A 22,128-nucleotide genomic window follows, 5' to 3' on the forward strand; every position below is an offset into this window, starting at 1 on the left:
CCTCAAAACTGCAAAATACAGGGGGAATTGCTTCGAATGACGAATGGAATTTATTCGAGTGGGGCTTCGTTGGTTTTTGAAAGCGGGTCAGCTTTTGCGAGGAGACAGCCCCGTCCTGAACGCCAGAACGGTCAGGCCGGAGTGCATTTAAATATTTGACTTGATTCTTCGTTCTCTGCTAAATACCGGACCATGCATTTTCAAAACGTCATCATGAAGTTGAACGAATACTGGACCTCGCGAGGCTGTGTCCTGCATCAACCCTACGACACCGAGGCCGGTGCGGGCACGTTCAATCCCGCCACCTTCTTCCGCGTACTGGGGCCGGAACCGTTCCGCGCGGCGTACGTGGAGCCATCGCGCCGGCCGACCGACGGACGCTACGGCGAGAACCCCAACCGCCTGCAACACTACTACCAGTACCAGGTCATCCTGAAACCCTCGCCGGAAGACGTGCAGGAACAGTATCTCGGAAGCCTGCGCGCTCTGGGGATCGATCCCCTGCAACACGACATCCGCTTCGTCGAGGACGACTGGGAGTCGCCGACCCTGGGTGCGTGGGGACTGGGCTGGGAGGTGTGGCTGGACGGCATGGAGATCACGCAGTTCACTTACTTCCAGCAGGTGGGGAGCCTCGACCTCGAACCGGTGACCGTGGAGCTGACCTACGGGCTGGAACGCATCACCATGTACCTGCAGAACATCGACAACGTATACGACCTGCAGTGGAACGACGCGTTCACCTACGGCGACATCCACCTGGAAACGGAAAAACAGTTTTCGCGCTACAACTTCGAAGCATCGAGCAAGGAACGCCTGTTCCAGTGGTTCGACATGTACGAGGCGGAAGCGCGGGCGCTGCTGGAGCAGGACCTGGTTCTGCCCGCCTACGATTACACCCTCAAGTGTTCGCACACCTTCAATTTGCTCGACGCGCGCGGCGCCATCAGCGTCACCGAGCGCACGGGGTTCATCGGCCGCGTGAGGAAACTTGCCCGCCTGTGCGCGGAAGGTTACGTGCGCCAGCGCGAGGAAATGGGATTCCCCCTTTTGCGCGGGGCGGAGGCCTCCATCCCCTCCAAGGCATAAAAAAACCGGACCGGAGAGGATCCGGCCCGGTGGGCAGAGCAAGATGGTGCCGAAGAGAGGATTTGAACCTCCACGGGGTCGCCCCCACATGATCCTGAATCATGCGTGTCTACCAATTCCACCACTTCGGCATGTTCATTTTGAGCAGGTAAAATAGCATAACGCCCTGGGAAATGGAATGCTAATTTCACTGCCGGAAGCGGTCGCCAAGGAGTCTGCAATCGGCGCAGGTCCCCTGCTTCGGACGCTTTCCGCGCCCACGGACCCTCGTTCGCCCGCAGGGCATCAGCCATCTGTCTCCGGACGCAGTCCGGGCCACGCCCGCTAGACTTCTTCTTCCATTTCGACGAGGTTCTTGACGGAGATGTGGTCGTGCAGGATGAAGTAGATGCCCCCCACCATGACGACGATGAAGTTGAGTCCCCAGGCGACGAAGCCGAAACTCACCGCCGCCACCTCCGGCTCGTTCATGATTTCGTGGAGGGCAATCAGGACCCCTGCATTCAGCGACCCCAGAAACGCGGGCGTCGGCAGGATGGTGATGAAGATGCAGATCATCACCGTGAGCAGGATGGTGGACGCGAGCGTTTTTTCATTCAGGTCGTAGGCGAAGTAAAGAGGGTAATACTGCAGGATGACCAGCGCCCACACCGCCGCCGTCGCCACGAACACCCACATCAGGGAGCGAAGGCTCTTGACCACATGCAACCCCTGGCTGAACGTTTCCGCCATCTGCACGATCTTGTACTGGAATGTTTCCGGAAACGGTTTCATGAACCAGTGCACCAGTTTCATGGCGCGCTCTTCGTGGTAGATCAACAGGTAAATAAACACCACCAGCCCCACCACCAGCACCACGCTCGCCAGCCCGAACTGGAAGGCGAGGGTCTGAACGGGGATACCCGACCAGGCGATGTTCGCGCCCAGCATGTCGGCATGGAACACCAGCAGCCACGCAAACAACATGAGAAGCAGGACCATGTCGAACAGGCGCTCGACGACAATGGTAGCCAGCGCGCTGGCGAACGACATGTTCAATTTCTTGCCCAGCAAAAAAGCCCGGATCAATTCCCCGGCGCGTGCCGGCAGGACGCCCGCCATGAAACCCACCATCAGCGGCGAGCCCAGTTCGATGGTCCGCACTTCCTTCACAGGTGCGAGCAGAACGCGCCAGCGCACGGCCCGCGCGACATAGGTGAGGATCATCATCAACGCGGAGATGGCCAGGTAGCCGTAATGCACGTTGGCGAAGGAGTCGAGCAACTCCTGCATCGAGACGTTGCGCACGGTGTAATACACCGCCGCAACGGCCACCAGCATGCCGATGATCAGTTGACCGGATCGTTTCAAAACGTGTGCCTGGCGAGAATGGATTTGACGGTTTCGATGTCTTTTTCGATCTGCATCACAAGCTCTTCCGCATTGGCGAATTCCTTTTCGCCGCGGATGCGCGCGATGAACTGGACTTCGAGGTCGATGCCGTAGATCTCCTGGTGAAAATCGAAGATGTGCACTTCGACGCTCAGCCGGTCGCGGTGGAACGTCGGATTGAAACCGATGTTGGCCGCGCCGTCATACTCTTTCTGATTGTGGATGATGCGAACGGCATAGACGCCGGTGCCGGGAATCTGCACCTTGCTGGTGTCGAGGTTCGCCGTCGGAAAACCGATACGCTGGCCGGTTTTATAGCCGTGCACCACCGGACCGTGGATGGAATAGTAACGGCCAAGGAACTGCCGCGCTTCCTCCACCTGCCCGTCCTCGATCAATTCCCGCACGTGGGAACTGCTCACCCGCTGGCCGTTGATGCGGATCTCCTCGATCACGTGCACGGCGAAGCCGAATTCCTCTCCCATTTTCTGCAGGTACGTCAGCGTGCCTTCGCGCCCGCGGCCAAAAGCGTAGTCGTAGCCGACCACGATCTCCTTCGACCCCAGCAGGTCCACCAGGATGTCCTTGGCGAAGTCGCGGGGACGCTGGTCGGCGAACTGCTGTGTGAAATCGGCGCACACCACCTCGTCGATGCCGCATTGCTCGATCAACTCCATCTTCTGGCGGAAGGTGGTGAGGAGCGGCGGCGCTTTTTCCGGCGCGAGGATTTTTAAAGGATGCGGCTCGAAGGTGAACACCATCGCCGCCCCCTGTTTCTCCCTGGCGATTTCCGCCACCCTGCGGAAAATGAGCTGATGCCCCAGGTGCACCCCGTCAAAGTTGCCCAGCGCCACCACCGGGTGCGGCAACGGGCCTTTGAAGTGCTTGGTCCCTCGAGTGATTTTCATGAAAGGCGTTTCGGGTGATTCGGATTGCGCATCGGCTGGATTCGGAGCCACCGGTTCCCAGTCTGGGAAGGAATGGGTACAGGTTAGCCAAGTCCCGGGGGTGTGTCAAATTCCGGGTGCGGCGGCCACGGGCAAGCCCGATTGTCTTTTCTTGCCGCCCCCCACGGAGTCTGATAAGATCGAATCATACCAGAATCCTTTTTTTTGGAAACCCTTATGTTCGATATCGGTTTTTTTGAGATCATGATTCTCATGGGCATTGGCATGTTCATCATTGGACCGGCCAACCTGCCCCGTCTCGCCAAGGCCATCGGTAAAGGCTGGGGTGAATTTCAGCGCACCTTCAATGAACTCAAGCAGGAAGTGCTGGACGAAACCGAAACCGTCAAGCAAACGGCCAACATGCAGGAGTTGGAACAGGAAGTCTCCGCCGCCACCAAGGTGGACGTCGACGTCAACCTGGATACCGACATCCGGCCCAACGACAACTGATCTCCCGCGCAGGCCGCGGAGCCAACAGTGTGTACATGGAACTTGCTTTCAGGCCGTCGCTCGCTCATTAATTAGTAGCCGGTTGCATCGGACGCGGTCCGTGCCACGTTGGACGTGACGCAAACGGAGTGTATTTGGATTGCGCCCACGGACCAACGCCACAACCACCGGGCAGTCGCCAATTTGCCGCGGGCCACGCCCGTCCGGGCCGTTTATGCTGAGCACACCTTCACTCCATCCATTTTTGTCGCATTTTCCGGTGGCACTGGCTGCGGCCGGACTGCTCATGATGGGGTTCGCCAAACGGCGCAACGACACCCAGATGGTGCAGGCCGCCGCGTTCAACTTCAGCGCCGCGTTGTTGATGGGGGTGATGGCGATCTTTTCCGGCCTGTTCGCCGTGGACCTCGGGCAGTGGCCGGTGGTGGAAGTCGAAGGCCACCAGGGCTATTCCTTCGCCTTCGTCATTGTCACCATCATCTGCACCATTTACGCCTACACCAACGCCTTGTCGCGCAACGCTTTCTTTTTTTACATCGCCAACGTGCTTCTGATGGGCGCCACCGCATACAGCGGCTACCTGCTGGTGTTTCACTCCACCAGCGGCTGATCGCCCGAAGGCAGGCCGAATCGGTGCACCAGTTCGCCGCCGTAGTAACCCGTCGCCAGCGTGGTGCACAGTCCCACCGCCAATAACAAAAGATACAAACCGTCCGCCCAGGCTCTGGAACGGAAACGGTAGCAGACCATGCCCAGGGCGTACACGCTCGCCGTGGTGAAAGCGAACAGGATGTGTGAGCTTAAAAACGAGCGGAATTTGTCCTGCACTTCCAGGTCGAGCAGTCCCAGCAAACCCACCGCCACCGCAACAAGCAGAGCCCAGAACCCGAACTGCACGTTGAAGCGCCCGGCGCGCTCCGCCACCGGTTCCTTCTGCAGGCGGCCGTACAACTCCAGAACGCTCCCGCTGGTGAGCAGGGCCACCGGGAAATGCACGATCAAAGGATGCACCAGCGCGAAGTTCATGATGATGAAGAATTGGGAGGGGCGTGCAGGCGGCGGAACAGTTCGCCCAGCACCACCCCCGCCGCCACCGACACGTTGAGCGATTGAATCGTATCTTCGCCGGGAATGCGCACCACCCGGTCGCAACGCCCGCGCACGCGTTTCGACAACCCCTCGCGTTCGCCGCCCAGCACCAGCACACAGGGGAACGGAATGTCAGCTTCGTAGAGGGATTCCCTGGCCTCCGGGTCGGTGCCCAGCACAAACACGCCTTTGCCCTTGAGATCGCGCAGGCCGGAGGCGAGGTCGGCGCAGTCGTACACCGGCACCACTTCCAGTGCGCCTTCCGCCGTGCGCGCCGTGGAGGAAGCCACCGCCACCTGTCGTTGTTCCTTGTCCAGCAGAACCCCGCGCACCCCGAAGTAGCCGCACGAACGAAGCACCGCACCGACATTGTGGGTGTTGGCCACGCCGTCGAAGGCGACGCCGATCCAGTCGGCGTGCACCGGCTTCTCCAGCAGTTTGTAGAGGGAGAGCACATGAAGCGGGCGCGTGACCATCACCACCCCCTCGTGATGCACCCCGCCCGCAGCGCGGTTCAGCGAGTCGTCGTCCAGTTCGCGATACGGCAGTTTGCGTTTCGCACACCACTGCTTGACCCGGTACAACGCCTTCGAGCGGTCCTTGTGATAGTACAGGCGAAGCAGGTCCCCCGGCCGTTCCTCGAACGCGCGCATGCAGGCGTTCCAGCCGCACAGGGTCCATTCGCGTTCCTTGACGGGGATGTGCTTTTTTTTCGGCGGCGTTTTGCGGCGCGGGTTTTGATCGCGTGAAGTGGAGGGGTTGCGGGCGGTCACGGATGGAACCTCAAAAAAGGGAAATGGACGCCGCCTGCCGGTCAGCGCATGCGGGTGAGTTTGACCAGCCGCTGGTTCATGTCGTCCAGCCGGCGGATCAACACTTCAATCACCTGGTTCTTGATTTTCAAATGAAGTGCCGGGCTGATTTTTTTTAACAGGATGTCATCTACCTTGAACACGATACCCTCATCGTCCGCCACCACGTTGCTGTAACGTTTGCGGCGCGATTTGAGGCTGACTTCACCGAACAGGTCCCCGGGGTTCAGATGCGCGAGAAAAATGTCTTCCGGCTTGATGACGCTGAACGTGCCCTTGACGATGACGAAGAAGCCGTAATCCGTCTCACCGACACGCACCACACACTCGCCAGGTTTCACGAATTTCCAGTGGTCCTTGAACGAGTACAGGTGTGCCCGCTCTTCCGAATCCATGAACTGGAAAAAGTTGTTTGCCTCCACCCAGTGTTGCAGGTTCGCCTGATCCATCATCACCCCTCCCCCATGATGACCTGCAACTCAATGACCAAGACTCGGCAGGTCCATTTTTAACCGTGCCCCCCCATCATGAAAGCCTCCGCCTCGTCGAACTTCGGCCTGGGCAGGTGCGCCACTTTACGAAAAAAGATCTCGCCCTCCGTCAACACCTGGCGCACCGTGGGCAGTGAAAACATCATACCGCGAAACGCCGCGGCCCCGGGATAGCCGTACGCCATCCACACCGCCAGCTTGCGCAGGTACAACAACGTCCGGCGCATGTCGTACACCGGCTCCAGCATTTCGTGAAAGCGGTGCAGCAGCTCGATCGGCGCCGGCGACAACGTGTCTCCCAACTCACCTGTGCATTCTTTGAAAATCCACGGATCGCGCAAAGCCCCGCGGCCGATCATCACCGCATCGACGCCGCTTTCCTCGAGCAATTGCCGGGCGCGGTCGGCACTGCGAATGTCGCCGTTGCCGATGATGGGGATGTCGGTTTTGCATTTGACGTCGGTGATCAATTCCCAGTCGGCCTGCCCGCTGTACCCCTGCTGGCGCGTGCGTCCGTGGATGGCCACCCACTGGCACCCCGCCTGCTTCGCCGCGTCCACGCATTCGTGGATGGTGAGCTCTTCATGACTCCATCCCGTCCGCATCTTCACCGTGAGCGGCAGGTCGATGTTCGTGCGGATGTGCTGGAGAAAAACAAACAGCTTATCCGGATCGCGCATCAGCGCCGACCCGCATCCTTTCTTCACCACCTTCTTCACCGGGCAACCGAGGTTGATGTCGATGAAGTCCGCTCCCTGATCCTTCACCTGCGGTGCGACGCGGACGTAGTCGTCGGCATCCTCGCCGAACAACTGAATTCCCACCATTGTGCCGGGGTTTTCGTGAACACGGATCATCTTCGCCGTGCGTTCCGAGCTGTAAACCAGTCCCTTCGCCGACACCAGCTCCGAGATCAGCACACCCGCGCCCATCTCGTCCATCAGGTGACGGTAGCAGAGGTCGGTGATGCCGGACATCGGCGCCATCCAGTACGGATTGCGCATCCGCTTGATCAGCGTATACGCGGTTTCCGCAGCGGCCAACGTCGTCGGATTTTTTTTCGGTGCGTTCATTATTTATTCTTACGTTTCCTTCGCCAGCACACTGTGACCGATGAGCGGGGAAAAATGTTCCGGCCAGGGCGCGGTGAGTTCCATCGCCCGGTCCGGTCCGTTGAACACCAGCCGATACGCGTGCAGGCCGTACTCGTACGAGCCCTCGATCTTTTTGCCGTACACCCCGTCATTCAGAATCGGCAAGCCCACACTCGCCAGGTGCACGCGGATCTGGTTGGTGCGCCCGGTGTGGGGCACCGCACGGATCAGCGACACGCCTTCCTTCACCGCCAGGCATTCAAACACCGTGACCGCAGCCTTGGGGTTCCGGATGTCCGGTCCCACGCCGCGGGCCGAGCCCACCACCTTGCCCACCGGCAGGTCCACCACGAAACGCGGCGACTTCGGCTCCCCCGCCACCAGCGCCAGGTATTCCTTGTGCACACGGTTTTGGGTGAACTCCTGAGACAGTTTATACGCCGCTCCGCGCGTTTTGGCAAACACCACGAGCCCGGTGGTGGTGGCGTCCAGCCGTTGCACCGGGCGCGGCACCTCGTCCGGATAGCGCTCGCGCAACAGCTCGGTCATGCTGTTCTGAAAATAACGGCCGCTGGGGTGCACGGGCAGCGGCGCCCCCTTGTTGAACGCGCGCAGATGCGCGTCTTCATAGACCACTTCCAGCTTGCGGTCGGCGGGCGGTTCCGTACGCACGCCCATGTTGGTGACGATGTAGTCGTGTTCCTTGAGCCGCGTGCCCAGTGCCACCGGCAGGCCGTTGACCGTGATGCGGCCTTTCACGATGCGCCGCTCCCATTCCTCACGCCCGAAGTACGGAAAGCGGTCGCAGAAATACGCTTCGATGGTGTAACCGATGTAGCGGCCCGGCAGGTGACAAGCGTAGATCTGCTCCTGTGGCGGCGGCGTGTGCAGGCGGTTCATCGGGTTTCGAGCTTTGGGGGCGGAAGGAGACAGGGAGGGCATGGGCGATCCCTCAGTTCATGCGCGGGTCCACCGGCGCTCTCAGAAGGTATTCGTATTCCTTGCCGAGCGACTTCACCACCCGGCCCCATATGTTGCTTTCGGGGTCACCGAAAATATGGTCGTTTTTCGCGTCGCAGGTCAACCAGCTGCGGTGTTCCATTTCCCCGGCCAGCTGGCCGCTTCCCCAGCCGGAGTAACCGATGTAGAAGCGCAGGTTCTCCGCCGGGTTTTCCAGTTGACGGTACACCTTCTCCAGCGGTTCCCAGCTCATGCCGAGGTGGATGTTGTCGCAGATGGGATCGAGCCCCTCCAGTGGAAGTTCCGAACGCACCAGGTAAAACACCTGCGACTGCGCCACCGGGCCGCCGACAAACACTTCGTTGTCGTAGCCGGTCAGAAATTCCGCTTTCTGGAACAGTTCGGAAGCCATGAGCCCCGCCTTGCGGTTGACCACCAGGCCGAACGAGCCTTCCTCATTGTGATCGCACAACAGGACCACCGTGCGGGAGAAATTGGGGTCGCCCAGTACCGGGTTGGCGATCAGGAAGGTGCCCTTGCCGTAAGCGTCTTCGGACATGAATTCACCTGAACGGGAATGAGCGTTCGGTTACAGGTTTACGGACTGGCACTTGCGGAACAACGGCCCATTGCGCGCGGCCTCGCGCCCTTCGATGGTGGTGAAGTTGTTGTCCATGGCAATGGACACCAGGCTCGGCAGTTTGGTGGAATTGGCCAGCGCGATCAGGCCCACATCGCCGATCTCGTTCTGCGCGAGATCCAGTTCCTCCAGCCGTTCCAGCTCGTTTTCCTCCGCCAGCACTTTTGCGCCCTCGTCGCGCAGGTAGTTGCGGTAGAGGTTGAGCGTCCTCAGTTTCTGGAACACCTTCGATTTGACGATGGCGCGGATGCCGTTGGCGCCGAGCTCGTTGCCGCCGAACTCGACCCAGTTGACCTTGGAAAACGCCTCGCACTCGGAAACGAAATGCGCGCCCGCATCTCCGATCTTGTTGCCACCCAGGTTGAGACGCTTGACCTTGACGATGCGCGGGTCCTCGGCGATCACCTTGATGCCGTTGACGCCGACGCAACAGCCGAACAGGTTGAGTTCCCGGCCGTCCTCGCTCAACTTGTCGCTCACCACCTTGGTCATGGCGTCGATCAGTTTCTGGCCGGTGTAGTTGCACGGTTCCGCCGTGTCGTAAATGCGGTATCCACTTAGTGAAGGCATGTTCCCTCGACCTGAAAATTCATCATTTCAAACTATAAACCTTGATTTAAGACCCCAATGCCTATACATTGGACGGAAACGATCCCGAATCCACAAAGCCTTTAAAATTGTCGGTTTAGTACCTCGACAGGCTATTATAATGTTGACAGAAAATCAATATTATTTACAATTCGCTGTTTTACCGGGAGTCCCTCAATGAAGCTTGATTTTGACAAGATGGGCGGTCTTGTGCCCGCCATCATTCAGGATGCCAAATCCGGCAAAGTGCTGATGCTCGCCTACATGAACCAGATTGCCTGGGAGAAAACGCTGGAAACCGGCAACGCCTGGTTCTACAGCCGCTCCCGCGACAAACAGTGGATGAAGGGCGAAGAAAGCGGAAACGTGCAGAAGGTGAAGGAAGTGTTCATCGACTGCGACGACGACACCGTCCTTTTGAAAGTGGAGCAGGTCGGCGAGGCCGCCTGCCACAAGGGTTACCAGAGCTGTTTCTTCCGCAAGCTGAACGGCGAGTTGACCACCGTCGAGGAAAAAGTCTTCGACCCCGACAAAGTTTATAAAAAGTAAGAACCGCAACCTTATCAACCACAGGAAAGTGAATGAGTGGAAACGTATTGAAACTGGGAATCCCCAAGGGCAGTTTGCAGGACGCCACCGCCGCCCTCTTTGAAAAAGCCGGGTGGAAAATCAAATTCAGCAGCCGTTCCTACTACCCCACCATCGATGACGATGAAATCGAGTGCCTGCTGATCCGCGCGCAGGAAATCGCGCGCTACGTCGCTGACGGCGTGCTGGACGCGGGCCTGACGGGCAAGGACTGGGTGCAGGAAAACCGCGTCGAGGTCGAGGAGATCGCCGACCTCGTTTACTCGAAAACATCGGACCGGCCGGTGCGCTGGGTGATCGCCGTGCCCAACGATTCCCCCATCAACAATGTCAAGGACCTGCAGGGCAAACGCATCGCCACCGAAGCGGTCAACATGACCGTCGATTACCTGAAACAGCACGGCGTCACCGCCTCGGTCGAGTTTTCCTGGGGCGCGACGGAAGTCAAACCGCCGAAACTCGCCGACGCCATCGTTGAAATCACTGAGACCGGCAGTTCGCTCCGCGCCAACAACCTGCGCATCATCGACACCATCATGGAGTCGAACACCAAGTTCATCATGAACAAGAACTCCTTCAAGGACGAATGGAAGCGCACCAAGGTGGAGCGCATCGTGCTGATGCTGAAAGGCGCGATGGCCGCCAACCGCAAGGTCGGCATCATGATGAACGTGCCGCGCAAATCGATGGAGGCGATCATGAAAATCCTGCCTCCCAACACCAAGCCGACCATCTCCAGCCTGACCGACGACGCCTGGGCCGACCTGATGGTCATCCTGGAAGAAAAACTGGTGCGCGAGATCGTGCCGGATCTCAAAAAGGCGGGGGCGGAAGACATCGTCGAGTTCCCGCTCAACAAAATCATCCACTGAACCGGAAATCCATTGGCCAGGGACGAAGAACGACAGGAAGCGGATTCCGAATCCACGGAATCCCGGTCCCAACCGCCGGAGGTACCTGAGGGCCAGGCGGACTCTCCGCCCGTGGAACCCGCGGGTGAAAACGAAGTTGCCGACACAACCGCCTCCGACAGCGAAAAACCGGAAAGCGAAGATCCTTTCACCGATTCCGGTGACGCGCCTGAAGGGGAATCCTCCAAGGCGGAATCCCAAGACACTCCTTCGGGGGAAGAAACCAAACCCGAGGACACTCCTCCCCAAAAAGCCAAATCCAAAGGCACGGGCAAGATCTGGTTCGTGCTCCTGCTGATCCTCGCCGCGGGCGGGTATTTCGGATGGAAGGGATTCCTCATGCTTCGCGGCCACCAGGGATCGCTCGCCTCCCTCAACCAGCAGTCCAACCAACTGGGACAAGACATCCAGAAACTTCGGGAGCTGGTAAACCAACTGCCCCAGAAAAATGCGGCGCAATTGGAGCAGTTGATCGCCCGGTTTGAGGAAACGCAAGCGCGCATCGAGGATACACAATCGCGGATCGACGAAAACAACGAAGCCCAGCGCGCCGCTCTGGAGGCGTTGCAAAGGGAAGTCGATCAGCTGAAAGAGGGCGTGCGCATTGGCACCATCCAACTGCAATCCACGGAAGAAGTGCCCGGTGCGGAAGGAGAACTGGAACCGGTGGCGGGGGAAGTGGTGAAGCCACCGCAAGAGGAGCCTGCGGAAGAAACGCCTGCCGGGGAAACGGAGGAAGCTTCCGCGGAAGAGCCGGTCGCGGATGAAGAGACGCCGGTAGAAGAACCGGGCGAAGCGGCCGCTGAAGAAACCACCCCCGTAGAAACGGAAGAAACAACCGAAGAGACCGCCCTGAAGGAAACCGAAACCGGTTCCGTAGAACCCATGGATCAGGTCACGCCCGGTACACCGGAAATGACGGAAACCGAAGAAGAGCTGTCGCAGGAAGAAAGCACCGAATCTTCGGCTGAGGAAACTCCGGGCGAAGAAACCGCCCCGGAAATGGAAGAAGAACCGGTCGCGGAAGAGACCGCCATGCAGGAACCGGAGCCCCAACCGGAACCGACGCCTTCCGTCGAGACCGCCGAAGCGCCACCGCAACCGGAAGTCTCCCAGCAACCCGAACCGACGCAGCCGCCGGAAACGCCGCACGGTCCCAAGCGCAGTGAAGAAGCGCAGAGTTATATTGACTTCGTGGAAGACTCCGCCGCCAAAGCATGGGGATGGGTCCAGGAAGGTTCGAAAAAATTGTGGGATTCCATCAAAGAAAAGTTCTGATCCGCCAGACCCCCGCTCCCCGAATAGAATATCCCGCTTAAACCGAAGCCCACTCCAATTCAGGACGCACGTTCAGGATTTTTTTCTGGAAACACAAATCGCGGAACAGGGTGAGTCCCGCCACTTCCTCCTCGCCCAGCGTGTATAGAATCTTGTTCTCCAGGTAATCCCGCACCACGCTTTCATCGAGTCCGGTCTTCTCCACCTGATCCGCCACGATCGCATCCATCGCGGCACGGCCCTGCGCCGGGGCATCGGCGACGGCCTTGAGCCTTTCGGGTGTGAGCGTCACTTCGCGCCGCACCGCCACCACCGCATGCACGAAGGCGCGTCCGGTCTGCTCCCACCAGCGCTGGCTGAGGTCGATCACCGTCCATCCTTCGTTGTTGGTGCGGGCGGAGAAACCCTGGTCGCCGATCACCAGGGCCGCGTCGCAGGTGCGCATCATGTGCTCGAGGTCCGGGTGCGTGCGCGAGTACTGCACCTCCGGCGGGAACACATCCTCAAACAGAATGCGAAGCAGCGTTGCCGACGTGCGCGACCGTTCATCGAGCGCCACCGTGCGCACCGATTCGATCTCCCCGCGCGTGACAAGAAGCACCGTGTCCACCGCACCCCGCGAGGCGATGCAGGCGCCGGGAACGAGGCGGTATTGGTCGGTGTGGCTGAGGTACTCGATCGACGGAATCATGGCGAGATCGAGTTCTCCGGCATGCAGACGGTCCGCCAGGCGGGCGGGCACGTCTTTGACGATCTCGAAGCCCGCTTCCCGTGCGGTGCCTTCCAGCGGCACGAGGAGCGGTTGCGCGTTCAGGAAATCGTGAAACCCGAATTTCAAAGGTGAAGACATGGCTTAGAGGGAAACGGCGGCAAAAAGAAACCAGGCAGGGTAAAAGGAACCATGGGAGAAGGTTCCCACCGGGTGCCAATACAATCCATTGCCTCCGGCCGCAGTCCGCCGGGTAGGACGCGAAGGCAATAGAACGTATTTGGAACGCGCTCTCAGATCATCGTTCGCCCACATGGTATTAGCCATCTGCTTTCGGACGCAGTCCGAAAAAAAACCGGGATGGGCGAACCCATCCCGGTTTGAAGTCGATCAAAGTATAACGCCTCAGATGAACAGCGGCGCGAGTACCAGCGAGACGATGGACATCAGCTTGATGAGGATGTTCATCGCCGGGCCCGAGGTGTCTTTCAGCGGGTCGCCGACGGTGTCGCCGACCACGGTGGCCTTGTGCGCATCGGAACCCTTGCCGCCCAGCTGCCCGCCCTCGACGTACTTTTTGGCGTTGTCCCAGGCACCGCCGCTGTTGGCCATGAACAGGGCCAGCATGACGCCGGTCAGGGTGGCGCCGACCAGCATGCCGCCCAATGCCTCGGCACCGAGAATGGTACCGATCAGGATGGGCATGACGATGGCGACCACACCGGGTGCGATCATTTCCTTCAGCGCCGCCTTGGTGCTGATGTCGATGCAGCGGGCGTTGTCCGGCTTGCCCGTGCCTTCCATCAGACCGGCGATTTCACGGAACTGGCGGCGGATTTCCTCCACCATGGTGAATGCGCCGCGGCCGACCGAGGTCATGGTCATCGCCGCTACGAGGAACGGAATGGCGCCGCCGATGAGCACGCCGATGACAACCGTGGTGTCCGTGATATTGATGGTTTGCAGTCCCGCGGCCTGCGTGTAAGCCGTGAACAGGGCCAGCGCTGTCAGGGCCGCCGAACCGATGGCGAAGCCTTTGCCGATGGCCGCCGTGGTGTTGCCCAGGGCATCGAGGCCATCGGTGATTTTGCGGGTTTCCTCACCCAGCCCGGCCATCTCCGAAATGCCGCCCGCATTGTCCGCAACCGGACCGTACGCGTCCACCGACATGGTGATGCCGACTGTGGCCAGCATGCCGACCGCGGCGAGGGCCACGCCGTACAGGCCTGCCGCACTGGCGGAAACGAAAATGGCGAGAGCGATGGTCAAAATCGGGGCGACGCAGCTTTCCATGCCGATGGCGAGGCCGGTGATCATGACGGTGGCGACGCCGGTCGAACTGGATTCTGCGATCTTCACCACCGGTTTGCCCGCCGTGTAGTATTCGGTGATCAACCCGATCGCCACACCGGCCAGACAGCCGAATGCCAGCGCAACAAACACGCCCGTCGGCAGACCCATGACCTTGATGACGATGAGCGCAACGAGCAGCATCGCACCCGCACTCACAAAGGTGGAATAGCGCAGGACGTCCGCCGGGTCGAGGCTGGTCATGGCGCGGATGGAGCGGATGCCGATGATGGACGCGATCAGGCCCACCATGGCGACGATGACCGGCAACGCCATGTATTCGAAGCGCATGACCGACATACTGGTGGCGATGGCGATGGTGGCGATCATGGAACTGACATAGGATTCGAAAATGTCGGAACCGAGACCCGCGACGTCGCCCACGTTGTCGCCCACGTTGTCGGCGATGACGCCGGGGTTGCGCGGATCGTCTTCGGGAATGCCGGCTTCCACTTTACCGACGAGGTCGGAACCAACGTCGGCGATCTTGGTGTAGATGCCGCCGCCGACGCGGGCGAACAGGGCAATCGAGCTGGCGCCCATGGCGAAACCGCTGATCACGCTGACGGCTTCGCCGCGCGCAAACAGGGCAAACAGACCGCCCACACCGAGCAGGCCGAGGCTGGCTACACACAGGCCCATGACTGCGCCGCCGTTGAACGCGATGTCGAGCGCTTTGGCCTGGCCCGATTCATTCGCCGCCGCAGCCGTGCGCACGTTGGCGGTAGTGGCCGCATTCATGCCGAAGTAACCCGCGGCCATGGAACACGCCGCGCCGATGAGATAGGCGATTGCCGTTCCGATGCCGATCCAGAATCCCTTCTGGGCACCGATGACGAAGGTCAGGAGAATGAACACCGCGCCCACAAAATACGCGAGGATTTTGTATTCGCGGCCCAGGAATACCATCGCCCCCTCGTGAATCGATTCGGCGATTTCGACCATTTTGTCATTGCCTTCCGGCTGGTCGTCCACATACTCGTAGGTGCGAAGCGCAACCCACAGGCCGAAGATGCCGAACACAAATCCGAGATAAGCAAAATTGTACGACGCATCAAACGCCGCGAACACGATATAGAGCAGAAGGGACAGGCCGACAAAGATAACCTCCCCTTTATATTCCTGAATCATTCCGTATTTTCCTCCGTCGTTTGATTGGCTTGCGTTTCGATTTCCGTGAGAATCGCTTCCACTCTTTCCACCGCTTCTTCAATCATGTGGTTGAGTGGCTCCATTTCCCCCTCAGAAAACGGAGAGAGGACGTAATCCACGATTTCATGTTTGTTATCGGGTCGGCCGATGCCCACCCGGATGCGGCCGAAGCGGTCGGTCGCCAACCGCTCGATGCAGGACAGAACGCCTTTTTGTCCGGCATCGCCACCCTGAAACTTGCGTTTGATTTTGCCCAGCACCAGGTCGATGTCGTCGTGAACAACGACCATGCGTTCCGGCGGGATGTTCCAGGCATTGAGGAGCGCCTGTGCGGCACGGCCGCTTTCGTTCATGTAGGTCATGGGTTTGGCGATGACCACCGGACGCCCCTCGATCTTTCCCTGTCCGTACAGGGAACGGTGCTTGTGCTGGTTGAGTGGAATGCGGTGCTTCTCCGCCAGGTTGTCCACCACCATGAACCCCACGTTGTGCCGCGTCAGTTCGTACTGCGGCCCGGGGTTGCCCAACCCAAGAATCAGATACACAACGTCTCAAGAATGTGACGAAGTCACGAGTCGGATTTACCGCCTTCACCCTCATCGGCGGCCTTTTCACCTGCTTCGGCCTCTTCACCCACCAGGGCTTCCTCGCCTTCCGGAGCCTCGACCTCTTCCTTGACCTCGTGGATGGAGACCACCGCTTCTTCCGGGTCGTCAATCACCTCGATGCCCGCAGGCAGGGGGAGGTCGGACACATGCACGACCTGGTCCATTTCCACTTTGGTCATGTCCACCTTGATGTCGTGCGGAATGTCGCCCGGCAGACAGCGGATGTGCAACTCGTCCAGCGACTGCTCAACGATGCCGCCCAGTTTTTCCGCAGGCGATTTGCCGTCGAGCAGGATCGGAACGACGGTTTTGATTTTCTCCGTCATGTCCACTTCGTAGAAGTCCACGTGTTCCCAGCCCTCACGGATGGGGTGGCTCTGGTGGTCCTTCACGATCACCGTGCGCTTCGGCACGGAGTCGGACTCCACGGACAGGTTGATGAGCGTGTTGATGCCGTATGCTTCGATCAGCTTGCGCAGGTCCTTGTGGTTGACGGTGATCGAGACCGGGTCCTGCTGACCGTAAATGATGCCGGGCAGAAAGCCTTCCGCACGCAAACGGCGATTGGCGGCACTGCCGCGTTGTTCCCTGATGGTGCCTTTCAGATCTTTTGACATGACTACAAATTATCCTCCGCATCGAACAGCGAACTGATCGATGACTCACTGTGAATCCGCAAAATGGCCTCACCCAGCAGGGAGGCAACGGACAGAATCTTGATTTTGTCGATCGATTTCAAATCATCCCGCAACGGAATCGTGTTGGTGGCGATGACGGACTTGATGGGCGATTCACGGATGCGGTCCCCGGCCGGCCCGGAAAGAACGGCATGGGTGCAGCAGGCGTGCACTTCCGCCGCACCCGCTTCCAGCAACGCGTTGGTCGCCTCCATCAACGTGCCCGCGGTGTCGATCATGTCGTCCACGATGATGGCGACCTTGCCGCGGACATCGCCAATGATGTGCATGGCTTTGGCCACGTTGATCCCGTCCCGGCGCTTGTCGATGATGGCCAGAGAAGAACCGAGGCGCTTGGCATACGCCCGCGCCCGTTCCACACCGCCCGCATCCGGGGAAATCACGACAATATTGGGCAATTTAAGGCTTTTAATGTAACTGATAAGGACATTGACTGCAAATAAATGATCGACGGGAATGTTGAAAAATCCCTGGATCTGCCCGGCATGGAGATCGATGGTCAGCACCCGGTCGCAGCCGGCGATGTGCACGAGATCGGCAACCAGCTTCGAGGTGATCGGCACGCGGGGCTCGCATTTGCGGTCCTGGCGGGCGTAACCGTAGTAGGGGATGACCGCGGTGATCCGCTTCGCAGAGGAGCGGTTGAGCGCATCGATCATGATGAGCAACTCCATCAGGTTGGTGTTGCCCGGCGAGCAGGTGGGCTGGATGACAAACACGTCGCCGCCCCGGACGTTTTCCTCGATGCGAACATAGATTTCGCCGTCGGAAAAATCCTTGATCACGGTCCTGCCCAACTCGATATTCATGTACTGGCAGATCTCGTGTGCCAGATCCGTGTTGGCCCGGCCGGAGAACACCCGCACTCTTCCGTTATCACTCATGCCTGTATCGGTCCCTGTCCTTGGAAACAGTGGTGGCTGGGGCGGGAGGATTCGAACCTCCGAATGCAGGATCCAAAATCCTGTGTCTTAGACCACTTGACGACGCCCCAAAAATTCGTTCAACCTGAAATCTGGTTTTCGCGCTCCTCTTCCCTCACGCAAAAAGCTGTGTGCACCCCGCCGAAACAGTCCGGCCCCCCGCATTCGCCTTGGTTGTCCGGTGAAATTTAAATTATGACAATATGGGCAGGAGATATTGAGCCCGGGTTCGACTGGGGCTTCCCGCAGGTTGGCGTTCGGTCCTCTGCCTGTCAGGGATAATCGAGCATCTCTTCAGGCAGGAACTCCGCGAACCGGGAAACCGTCTCGGTCACAAAGACGTCCCAATCGGTTGCCTGAAGACGGGCAAAGGCCTGCTCAGCCTGCTCCCGGCGGGTGAAAACGCCGAACACGGCGGAACCGCTGCCGGAGAGGAGCACCCCCTCCGCATCGAGCGCACTCAACGCGTCCCGGGCCTGCTTGACGACCGGAAACCGTTCTAAAACATAGGGTTCCAAGTCATTGTGGAGATGGGCGGCCAGACCGGCGACATCCGATCGAGAAAAAAATTTTTGCAAAATACTAATCGTTTTCGGGGGGGTTGTCAATTCTAAATTCAGGCCGCGATAGACCTCTCCGGTGGGCACCAGCAGACGCGGAAAAATAATGACAATGTGCATTTTTTCAGAGGGTTCCAAAGGCTCGAGCACCTCCCCCCGGCCGCGCCCGACGGCCTGCGGCGCAGACAGGAAAAACGGAATATCTGAGCCCAAACGGGCAGCAAATTCATGGAGCGCGGACCGGTCCAGTTTGAGGTCCCAGAGCCGGTTTAGAGCCCACAACACGTACGCCGCGTTGCCGCTGCCGCCGCCCAGACCGGCGCCGGCTGGGATGTGTTTTTTCAAAAGGATACGGCACCCGCGCCCTGCTGCGGCAGGAACCGAGTCGCGCAACATCTCCGCCGCCCGCACCACCAGGTTGCTGCCGTCGGTGGGAATGCCGGGGGCGTCGCAATCGAGTGAAACGCCCTCATCCTGCGATTCCAGTTCGATGTGGTCGTACAGGCTCACCATCTGAAACAGGGTTTCGAGTTCGTGGAAGCCGTCGTCGCGCTTGCCCAGAACGAACAGGCCGAGGTTGATCTTTGCGGGTGTGCGGAATTTCAGTTTCATGGAACGTTTTCGGGTCAGGGTGCGGCGCGGCCGGGGAACAATTCGAACACGTCATCGGAGATGACCGGGTTCACCTGCGGGTTGCGGTAACTCAATATCACTTCGTCATTTTCCTTGTGGCGCTGGACCGTGACCCGGTGCGGGAAGTACACGGCCCCGATCCATTTCGCCTCCGTCCACGCTACGGAATACAACGCTTCCCCGCTCCTGAACCGTGTCATGCCAACGGGATGCAGCGTGTCGGCGTCGATCTCGATCTCGGTGCGTTCTTTGCGGACGGGGTCTTCGGCATCCATCACGTAGAGGTTTTCTGCGTGCGCGGTGATACGTTCCAGCTTCAATCGGTCGTAGCGCGGCACCTTTCCCAGAAAGACGCTGATGAATTCCGCGAAATCGAACGACGTGCCGAACAGGTCGGCCATCATGTACCACGCTTCGGCGCCGGTATGCACGACATTTTTCTGCGGGTCGTAGATCTGGATGTTGCCGGGTTTGAAGATGAACACGCCCAGGGGCTGGCCGAAATTGCTCAGCGTGTCCAGGCGAATGGACTGGTCGTTCCTCGCCACCACGGTCTGGCGAAGCACGTGATCCACCAGCCGCGTGCGGATGCGCGTCGTGACAAAGGAACGAACGCTGTACACGCTGTCGTGATGGCGTTCGAGCGCCTGGAGGATGGTTTCATCGGAAACGGCCTTGACCGGCTGCGGCTCGGGCGTGGGGGGCGTGGTCTGGCAGGCGGCCAGCGCCAGCAAAGCGAGACCGAAAAAACAACTGCGCACGGAATGGAAGACTGTCATGGAGTGAACCGGAATTCGTTGCCACCCGGCCGGGGTCAGCGTGTCCCCAGCATCTCGTCGGCTTTGCGGATTTTTTCCTCAAGCTGGTCGAGGTCCGGAACTTCGCCGCCGGGAGCGCTCCCCTTTTGCCGGGTGAGGACAAGGCTGGTCTTCCACGCCTTGCGGGCTTCACCGATGTTTTTCAGCGAAAAGTGGATATCGCCCAGGTGGTCATATAAAACCGGGTCCGGCTCGGTATAAATGAGCGCCTTTTTGATGTGGGTGAGGGCTTTTTCCGGCTCGCCTTTCTTGTAATAAATCCAGCCCAGACTGTCGAGGAAATACCCGTTGCGTGGCTGGATGCTGAGCGCCTGCTCCAGGTGGTACAGGGCGCGGTCGAGCTTGATGTTGCGCGATGCGTACATGTAGCCGATGAAGTTATGCGCGTTGGAGTGGTTCGGGTTGATCTCCAGCGCCTTGGTCATGTTGGCGATGGCGTCCTCGTACCGGCCCATCCGTTCCAGCAAAGCTCCCTTTTCAAAATAATAGGCATCGTGCGTCTTGTTGAGCGCAATGGCGCGGTCGATCGCCTTCAACGCTTCCTTGTTGCGGTTGAGCGACATGTAAGCCAAAGTCAGCGCATGGTACAAACGGTGGTTGTGCGGATCCAGTTCCACTGCGCGGTCAAGCAGGTTCACCGACTGCGGCATGTTTGCATTGAGCCCGTACAACCGGGCCAGTTTGAGCAGGACTTCCACCGAATCCGCAACACCGGCATGACGGCGGTAGGCCTCAATTTCCTGAATGGCCTTGTCCGGGCGGCCCAGCACTTCGTAAATGCGGGCGATGGTGAAGCGCACTTCCCTGTCCTCGCCTTTCGCCAGCACCAGGCGGAATTCATCGACCGCTTCCAGGTACATGACCTGCTGATAAAAGATGGCGCCGATCATGCGATGGATGTCCGGCTCCGGCAGTTCCATCTCAGCCAGGGTCACATTGCCGGAAAGCGTTTCGGAAACCGGGTCCCACGCCTGGTTGAGAACATCGTAGCGGTCCGCCACGTGCAGGTTGGACGGATCCAGTTTTTTGAGAATGCGGTACTGGGTGATGGCTTCCTGGTATTTTTCCCGCTGTTCCAGTGCCAGCGCCAGGGCCTGCCGAGCCTCGAACATGCTGGGCCGGAGCGAAACCGACTTTTTCAGCTTGTCCTCGGCGTCTTCGTAATCCTTCGTATCCAGAAGCGTGCGGCCGTAGTAATAAAATCCCAGCGTGTTGGCGGGATCGACCACCGACACCTTGTGGAACCAGTCACGCGCCTCGTCAAACCGGTTCAACCGCCGAAGCGCGGCACCGGCCATCAAAAACGCACGCGGGCTTTTGGGATCGAGTTCGGTGACTTTTTTGTAATGCTCGAGGGCTTCCTGATAACGGCCGCGGCTGGCAAGGATGTCGCCCAGGATGGTGTGCATGCGGGTGTTATCGGGGAACTTGCGCAGGCCGCGCTGTCCCAGCTGCAGGGCCTCTTCCAGTTTCCCGATCCGCTGGTAGAGCACCATCATGTGAGTGAGAAACGGTTCGTGTTCGGCTTCAAATTCCACCACCTTCGAATAGTGGTCGGCGGCGCGGTCGAAATCGCCTTCCCGCTCATACTTGAGGTCCATCATGAAGTGGTAGTACGCGCGCGGGTCACGAAAGCGGCCGGGGTTCTGTTCGTTGAGCTTGCTGATGTGACGGACCGCGTAGCTGTCTTCAAAATCCGGGGTGCCCTCCTCCATCTGGATATCGATACCCGGCACGGTGTCGGCAATGGTTGCGCAGTTGGACAACCCGGCCACGGCCACCAACGCCAGCGCCACGAAACGGAACTTGTGCGCCAGCCGGCTGAGGGTTTCCTTGAGAGCCGGATCCGCAATGCGGTCCAGCGAACCCGCGTCTACAGGCAAAGCGGGATTGGGGTGCGGCAACTTTGTGTTTCGCATACGTTTGGGTTTCCTTTTAGCGGACGACGGCTGGGTCTCCGGCTGGATATCGTAATGAATGCGGGTGAAACGGGAGGTCCGGAGGGACCGGTTCAACCCTTCCAGAATCCGCGTGTCCAGCGCCTTCAACGGGGCCAGCCATTCGCGACCCTCCACCTGGACGAACAGCGTTTTTTCCGTGACCCGGGTGATGGTTGTGTGGCAGGCAAGCTTTTCACCGACCAGGATCTCCCAGGCGAAACCGATGCGCTCGGTCACGTCTTCATCGCTTTGCTCCGGGATGGCCGTCAGCACGTCGGGAAGAACGTTGCGAATCGACGTCCAACGCTGTGTGCGGCCGGACCCGTCTTTCATGATCAACACTCCTGATTCCATCTATTGAACTATTTTAATGGGAGCGGAACCCTTTTGAAACCATTTATTGTGCGAAGTCAGCGCACGCAGGTG

Annotated in this window: 23 protein-coding genes and 2 tRNA genes; 6 read left to right on the plus strand and 19 right to left on the minus strand. The window is 59.3% G+C overall.

Annotated elements, in window-relative coordinates:
- The first annotated feature begins 192 nt into the window (after positions 1–192).
- A complete protein-coding gene (gene glyQ, locus ACTRW9_RS03640; protein ID WP_442426786.1) occupies positions 193–1,089 on the plus strand; it encodes a glycine--tRNA ligase subunit alpha in 897 nt (298 codons plus the stop codon).
- A 44-nt stretch (positions 1,090–1,133) separates the two neighbouring features.
- On the opposite strand, the gene ACTRW9_RS03645 is transcribed toward glyQ, so the two are convergent.
- From ACTRW9_RS03645 to ACTRW9_RS03655, 3 genes are all read right to left on the minus strand, one after another.
- A tRNA-Leu gene (locus ACTRW9_RS03645) sits at positions 1,134–1,220 on the minus strand.
- A 193-nt stretch (positions 1,221–1,413) separates the two neighbouring features.
- The gene (locus ACTRW9_RS03650) at positions 1,414–2,439 is read right to left on the minus strand and encodes a lysylphosphatidylglycerol synthase transmembrane domain-containing protein (protein WP_442428335.1); all 1,026 of its coding nucleotides are present in this window, start codon (positions 2,437–2,439) and stop codon (positions 1,414–1,416) included.
- Entirely contained in the window at positions 2,436–3,368 is a 933-nt protein-coding gene (locus tag ACTRW9_RS03655) for a bifunctional riboflavin kinase/FAD synthetase (protein ID WP_442426788.1), read from the minus strand. The genes ACTRW9_RS03650 and ACTRW9_RS03655 overlap by 4 nt, the downstream gene beginning before the upstream one ends.
- A gap of 216 nt (positions 3,369–3,584) precedes the next feature.
- Between ACTRW9_RS03655 and ACTRW9_RS03660 the strand changes: the two genes are divergently transcribed.
- Together ACTRW9_RS03660 and ACTRW9_RS03665 are read left to right on the plus strand one after the other, a co-directional pair.
- Positions 3,585–3,860, plus strand: a complete 276-nt coding sequence (locus ACTRW9_RS03660; RefSeq protein WP_042250531.1) for a Sec-independent protein translocase subunit TatA/TatB — start codon at positions 3,585–3,587, stop codon at positions 3,858–3,860.
- Positions 3,861–4,074: 214 nt separating this feature from the next.
- Positions 4,075–4,470, plus strand: a complete 396-nt coding sequence (locus ACTRW9_RS03665; protein WP_442426789.1) for a hypothetical protein — start codon at positions 4,075–4,077, stop codon at positions 4,468–4,470.
- Here the strand turns inward: ACTRW9_RS03665 and ACTRW9_RS03670 are convergent.
- From ACTRW9_RS03670 to ACTRW9_RS03700, 7 genes are read right to left on the minus strand one after another with little or no spacing between them, the layout of a single operon-like run.
- Positions 4,452–4,886 carry a DUF2231 domain-containing protein gene (locus ACTRW9_RS03670; RefSeq protein ID WP_442426790.1) on the minus strand — a complete coding sequence of 145 codons (435 nt, stop codon included), beginning with the start codon at positions 4,884–4,886 and terminating at the stop codon, positions 4,452–4,454. The genes ACTRW9_RS03665 and ACTRW9_RS03670 overlap by 19 nt on opposite strands.
- Positions 4,883–5,722, minus strand: a complete 840-nt coding sequence (locus tag ACTRW9_RS03675; RefSeq protein WP_442428336.1) for a TrmH family RNA methyltransferase — start codon at positions 5,720–5,722, stop codon at positions 4,883–4,885. The genes ACTRW9_RS03670 and ACTRW9_RS03675 overlap by 4 nt, the downstream gene beginning before the upstream one ends.
- A 41-nt stretch (positions 5,723–5,763) precedes the next feature.
- Positions 5,764–6,213 (minus strand): cyclic nucleotide-binding domain-containing protein, encoded by a 450-nt coding sequence (locus ACTRW9_RS03680; RefSeq protein WP_442428337.1) that lies wholly within the window; start codon positions 6,211–6,213, stop codon positions 5,764–5,766.
- A gap of 56 nt (positions 6,214–6,269) precedes the next feature.
- Positions 6,270–7,325 carry a tRNA dihydrouridine synthase gene (locus tag ACTRW9_RS03685; RefSeq protein ID WP_442428338.1) on the minus strand — a complete coding sequence of 352 codons (1,056 nt, stop codon included), beginning with the start codon at positions 7,323–7,325 and terminating at the stop codon, positions 6,270–6,272.
- A gap of 9 nt (positions 7,326–7,334) precedes the next feature.
- On the minus strand, positions 7,335–8,288 hold the full coding sequence (locus ACTRW9_RS03690; RefSeq protein ID WP_442428339.1) for an RluA family pseudouridine synthase: 954 nt from the start codon (positions 8,286–8,288) through the stop codon (positions 7,335–7,337).
- 10 nt (positions 8,289–8,298) lie between these two features.
- On the minus strand, positions 8,299–8,865 hold the full coding sequence (locus ACTRW9_RS03695) for a YqgE/AlgH family protein (RefSeq protein ID WP_005007401.1): 567 nt from the start codon (positions 8,863–8,865) through the stop codon (positions 8,299–8,301).
- Positions 8,866–8,895: 30 nt separating this feature from the next.
- A complete protein-coding gene (locus ACTRW9_RS03700) occupies positions 8,896–9,516 on the minus strand; it encodes a hypothetical protein (RefSeq protein ID WP_442428340.1) in 621 nt (206 codons plus the stop codon).
- Positions 9,517–9,711: 195 nt separating this feature from the next.
- Here ACTRW9_RS03700 and hisI point away from each other — a divergent pair, with 195 nt between their 5' ends.
- Genes hisI through ACTRW9_RS03715 form a run of 3 tightly spaced genes read left to right on the plus strand, consistent with a single transcriptional unit; the run spans position 9,712 to position 12,311 of the window.
- Positions 9,712–10,083, plus strand: coding sequence for a phosphoribosyl-AMP cyclohydrolase (gene hisI, locus ACTRW9_RS03705; RefSeq protein WP_005007397.1), 372 nt, complete (start codon positions 9,712–9,714; stop codon positions 10,081–10,083).
- 32 nt (positions 10,084–10,115) lie between these two features.
- A complete protein-coding gene (gene hisG, locus ACTRW9_RS03710; protein ID WP_442426796.1) occupies positions 10,116–10,994 on the plus strand; it encodes an ATP phosphoribosyltransferase in 879 nt (292 codons plus the stop codon).
- Between the two features lie 12 nt (positions 10,995–11,006).
- The gene (locus tag ACTRW9_RS03715; RefSeq protein WP_442428341.1) at positions 11,007–12,311 is read left to right on the plus strand and encodes a hypothetical protein; all 1,305 of its coding nucleotides are present in this window, start codon (positions 11,007–11,009) and stop codon (positions 12,309–12,311) included.
- 37 nt (positions 12,312–12,348) lie between these two features.
- Here the strand turns inward: ACTRW9_RS03715 and ACTRW9_RS03720 are convergent, their stop codons facing one another.
- The 9 genes from ACTRW9_RS03720 to ACTRW9_RS03760 all read right to left on the minus strand — a co-directional run bounded on the left by ACTRW9_RS03720 (position 12,349) and on the right by ACTRW9_RS03760 (position 22,035).
- Complete coding sequence (locus tag ACTRW9_RS03720) at positions 12,349–13,161, minus strand: menaquinone biosynthesis protein (protein WP_442428342.1); 813 nt, start codon at positions 13,159–13,161, stop codon at positions 12,349–12,351.
- 264 nt (positions 13,162–13,425) lie between these two features.
- Positions 13,426–15,501 carry a sodium-translocating pyrophosphatase gene (locus tag ACTRW9_RS03725; protein ID WP_442428343.1) on the minus strand — a complete coding sequence of 692 codons (2,076 nt, stop codon included), beginning with the start codon at positions 15,499–15,501 and terminating at the stop codon, positions 13,426–13,428.
- Entirely contained in the window at positions 15,498–16,067 is a 570-nt protein-coding gene (gene pth, locus ACTRW9_RS03730) for an aminoacyl-tRNA hydrolase (RefSeq protein ID WP_442428344.1), read from the minus strand. The genes ACTRW9_RS03725 and pth overlap by 4 nt, the downstream gene beginning before the upstream one ends.
- Positions 16,068–16,090: 23 nt before the next feature.
- Entirely contained in the window at positions 16,091–16,747 is a 657-nt protein-coding gene (locus tag ACTRW9_RS03735) for a 50S ribosomal protein L25 (RefSeq protein WP_442428345.1), read from the minus strand.
- Positions 16,748–16,749: 2 nt separating this feature from the next.
- Positions 16,750–17,712, minus strand: coding sequence for a ribose-phosphate diphosphokinase (locus tag ACTRW9_RS03740; RefSeq protein ID WP_442426802.1), 963 nt, complete (start codon positions 17,710–17,712; stop codon positions 16,750–16,752).
- 33 nt (positions 17,713–17,745) lie between these two features.
- Positions 17,746–17,822 (minus strand) — tRNA-Gln (locus ACTRW9_RS03745).
- Positions 17,823–18,023: 201 nt separating this feature from the next.
- Entirely contained in the window at positions 18,024–18,923 is a 900-nt protein-coding gene (gene ispE, locus ACTRW9_RS03750; protein ID WP_442428346.1) for a 4-(cytidine 5'-diphospho)-2-C-methyl-D-erythritol kinase, read from the minus strand.
- A gap of 14 nt (positions 18,924–18,937) precedes the next feature.
- Positions 18,938–19,723, minus strand: coding sequence for a DUF4292 domain-containing protein (locus tag ACTRW9_RS03755; protein WP_442428347.1), 786 nt, complete (start codon positions 19,721–19,723; stop codon positions 18,938–18,940).
- A gap of 35 nt (positions 19,724–19,758) precedes the next feature.
- On the minus strand, positions 19,759–22,035 hold the full coding sequence (locus ACTRW9_RS03760) for a DciA family protein (RefSeq protein ID WP_442428348.1): 2,277 nt from the start codon (positions 22,033–22,035) through the stop codon (positions 19,759–19,761).
- Between the last annotated feature and the right edge of the window lie 93 nt (positions 22,036–22,128).

Source organism: Nitrospina sp. 32_T5 (assembly GCF_052156635.1).
Taxonomy (GTDB): domain Bacteria; phylum Nitrospinota; class Nitrospinia; order Nitrospinales; family Nitrospinaceae; genus Nitrospina.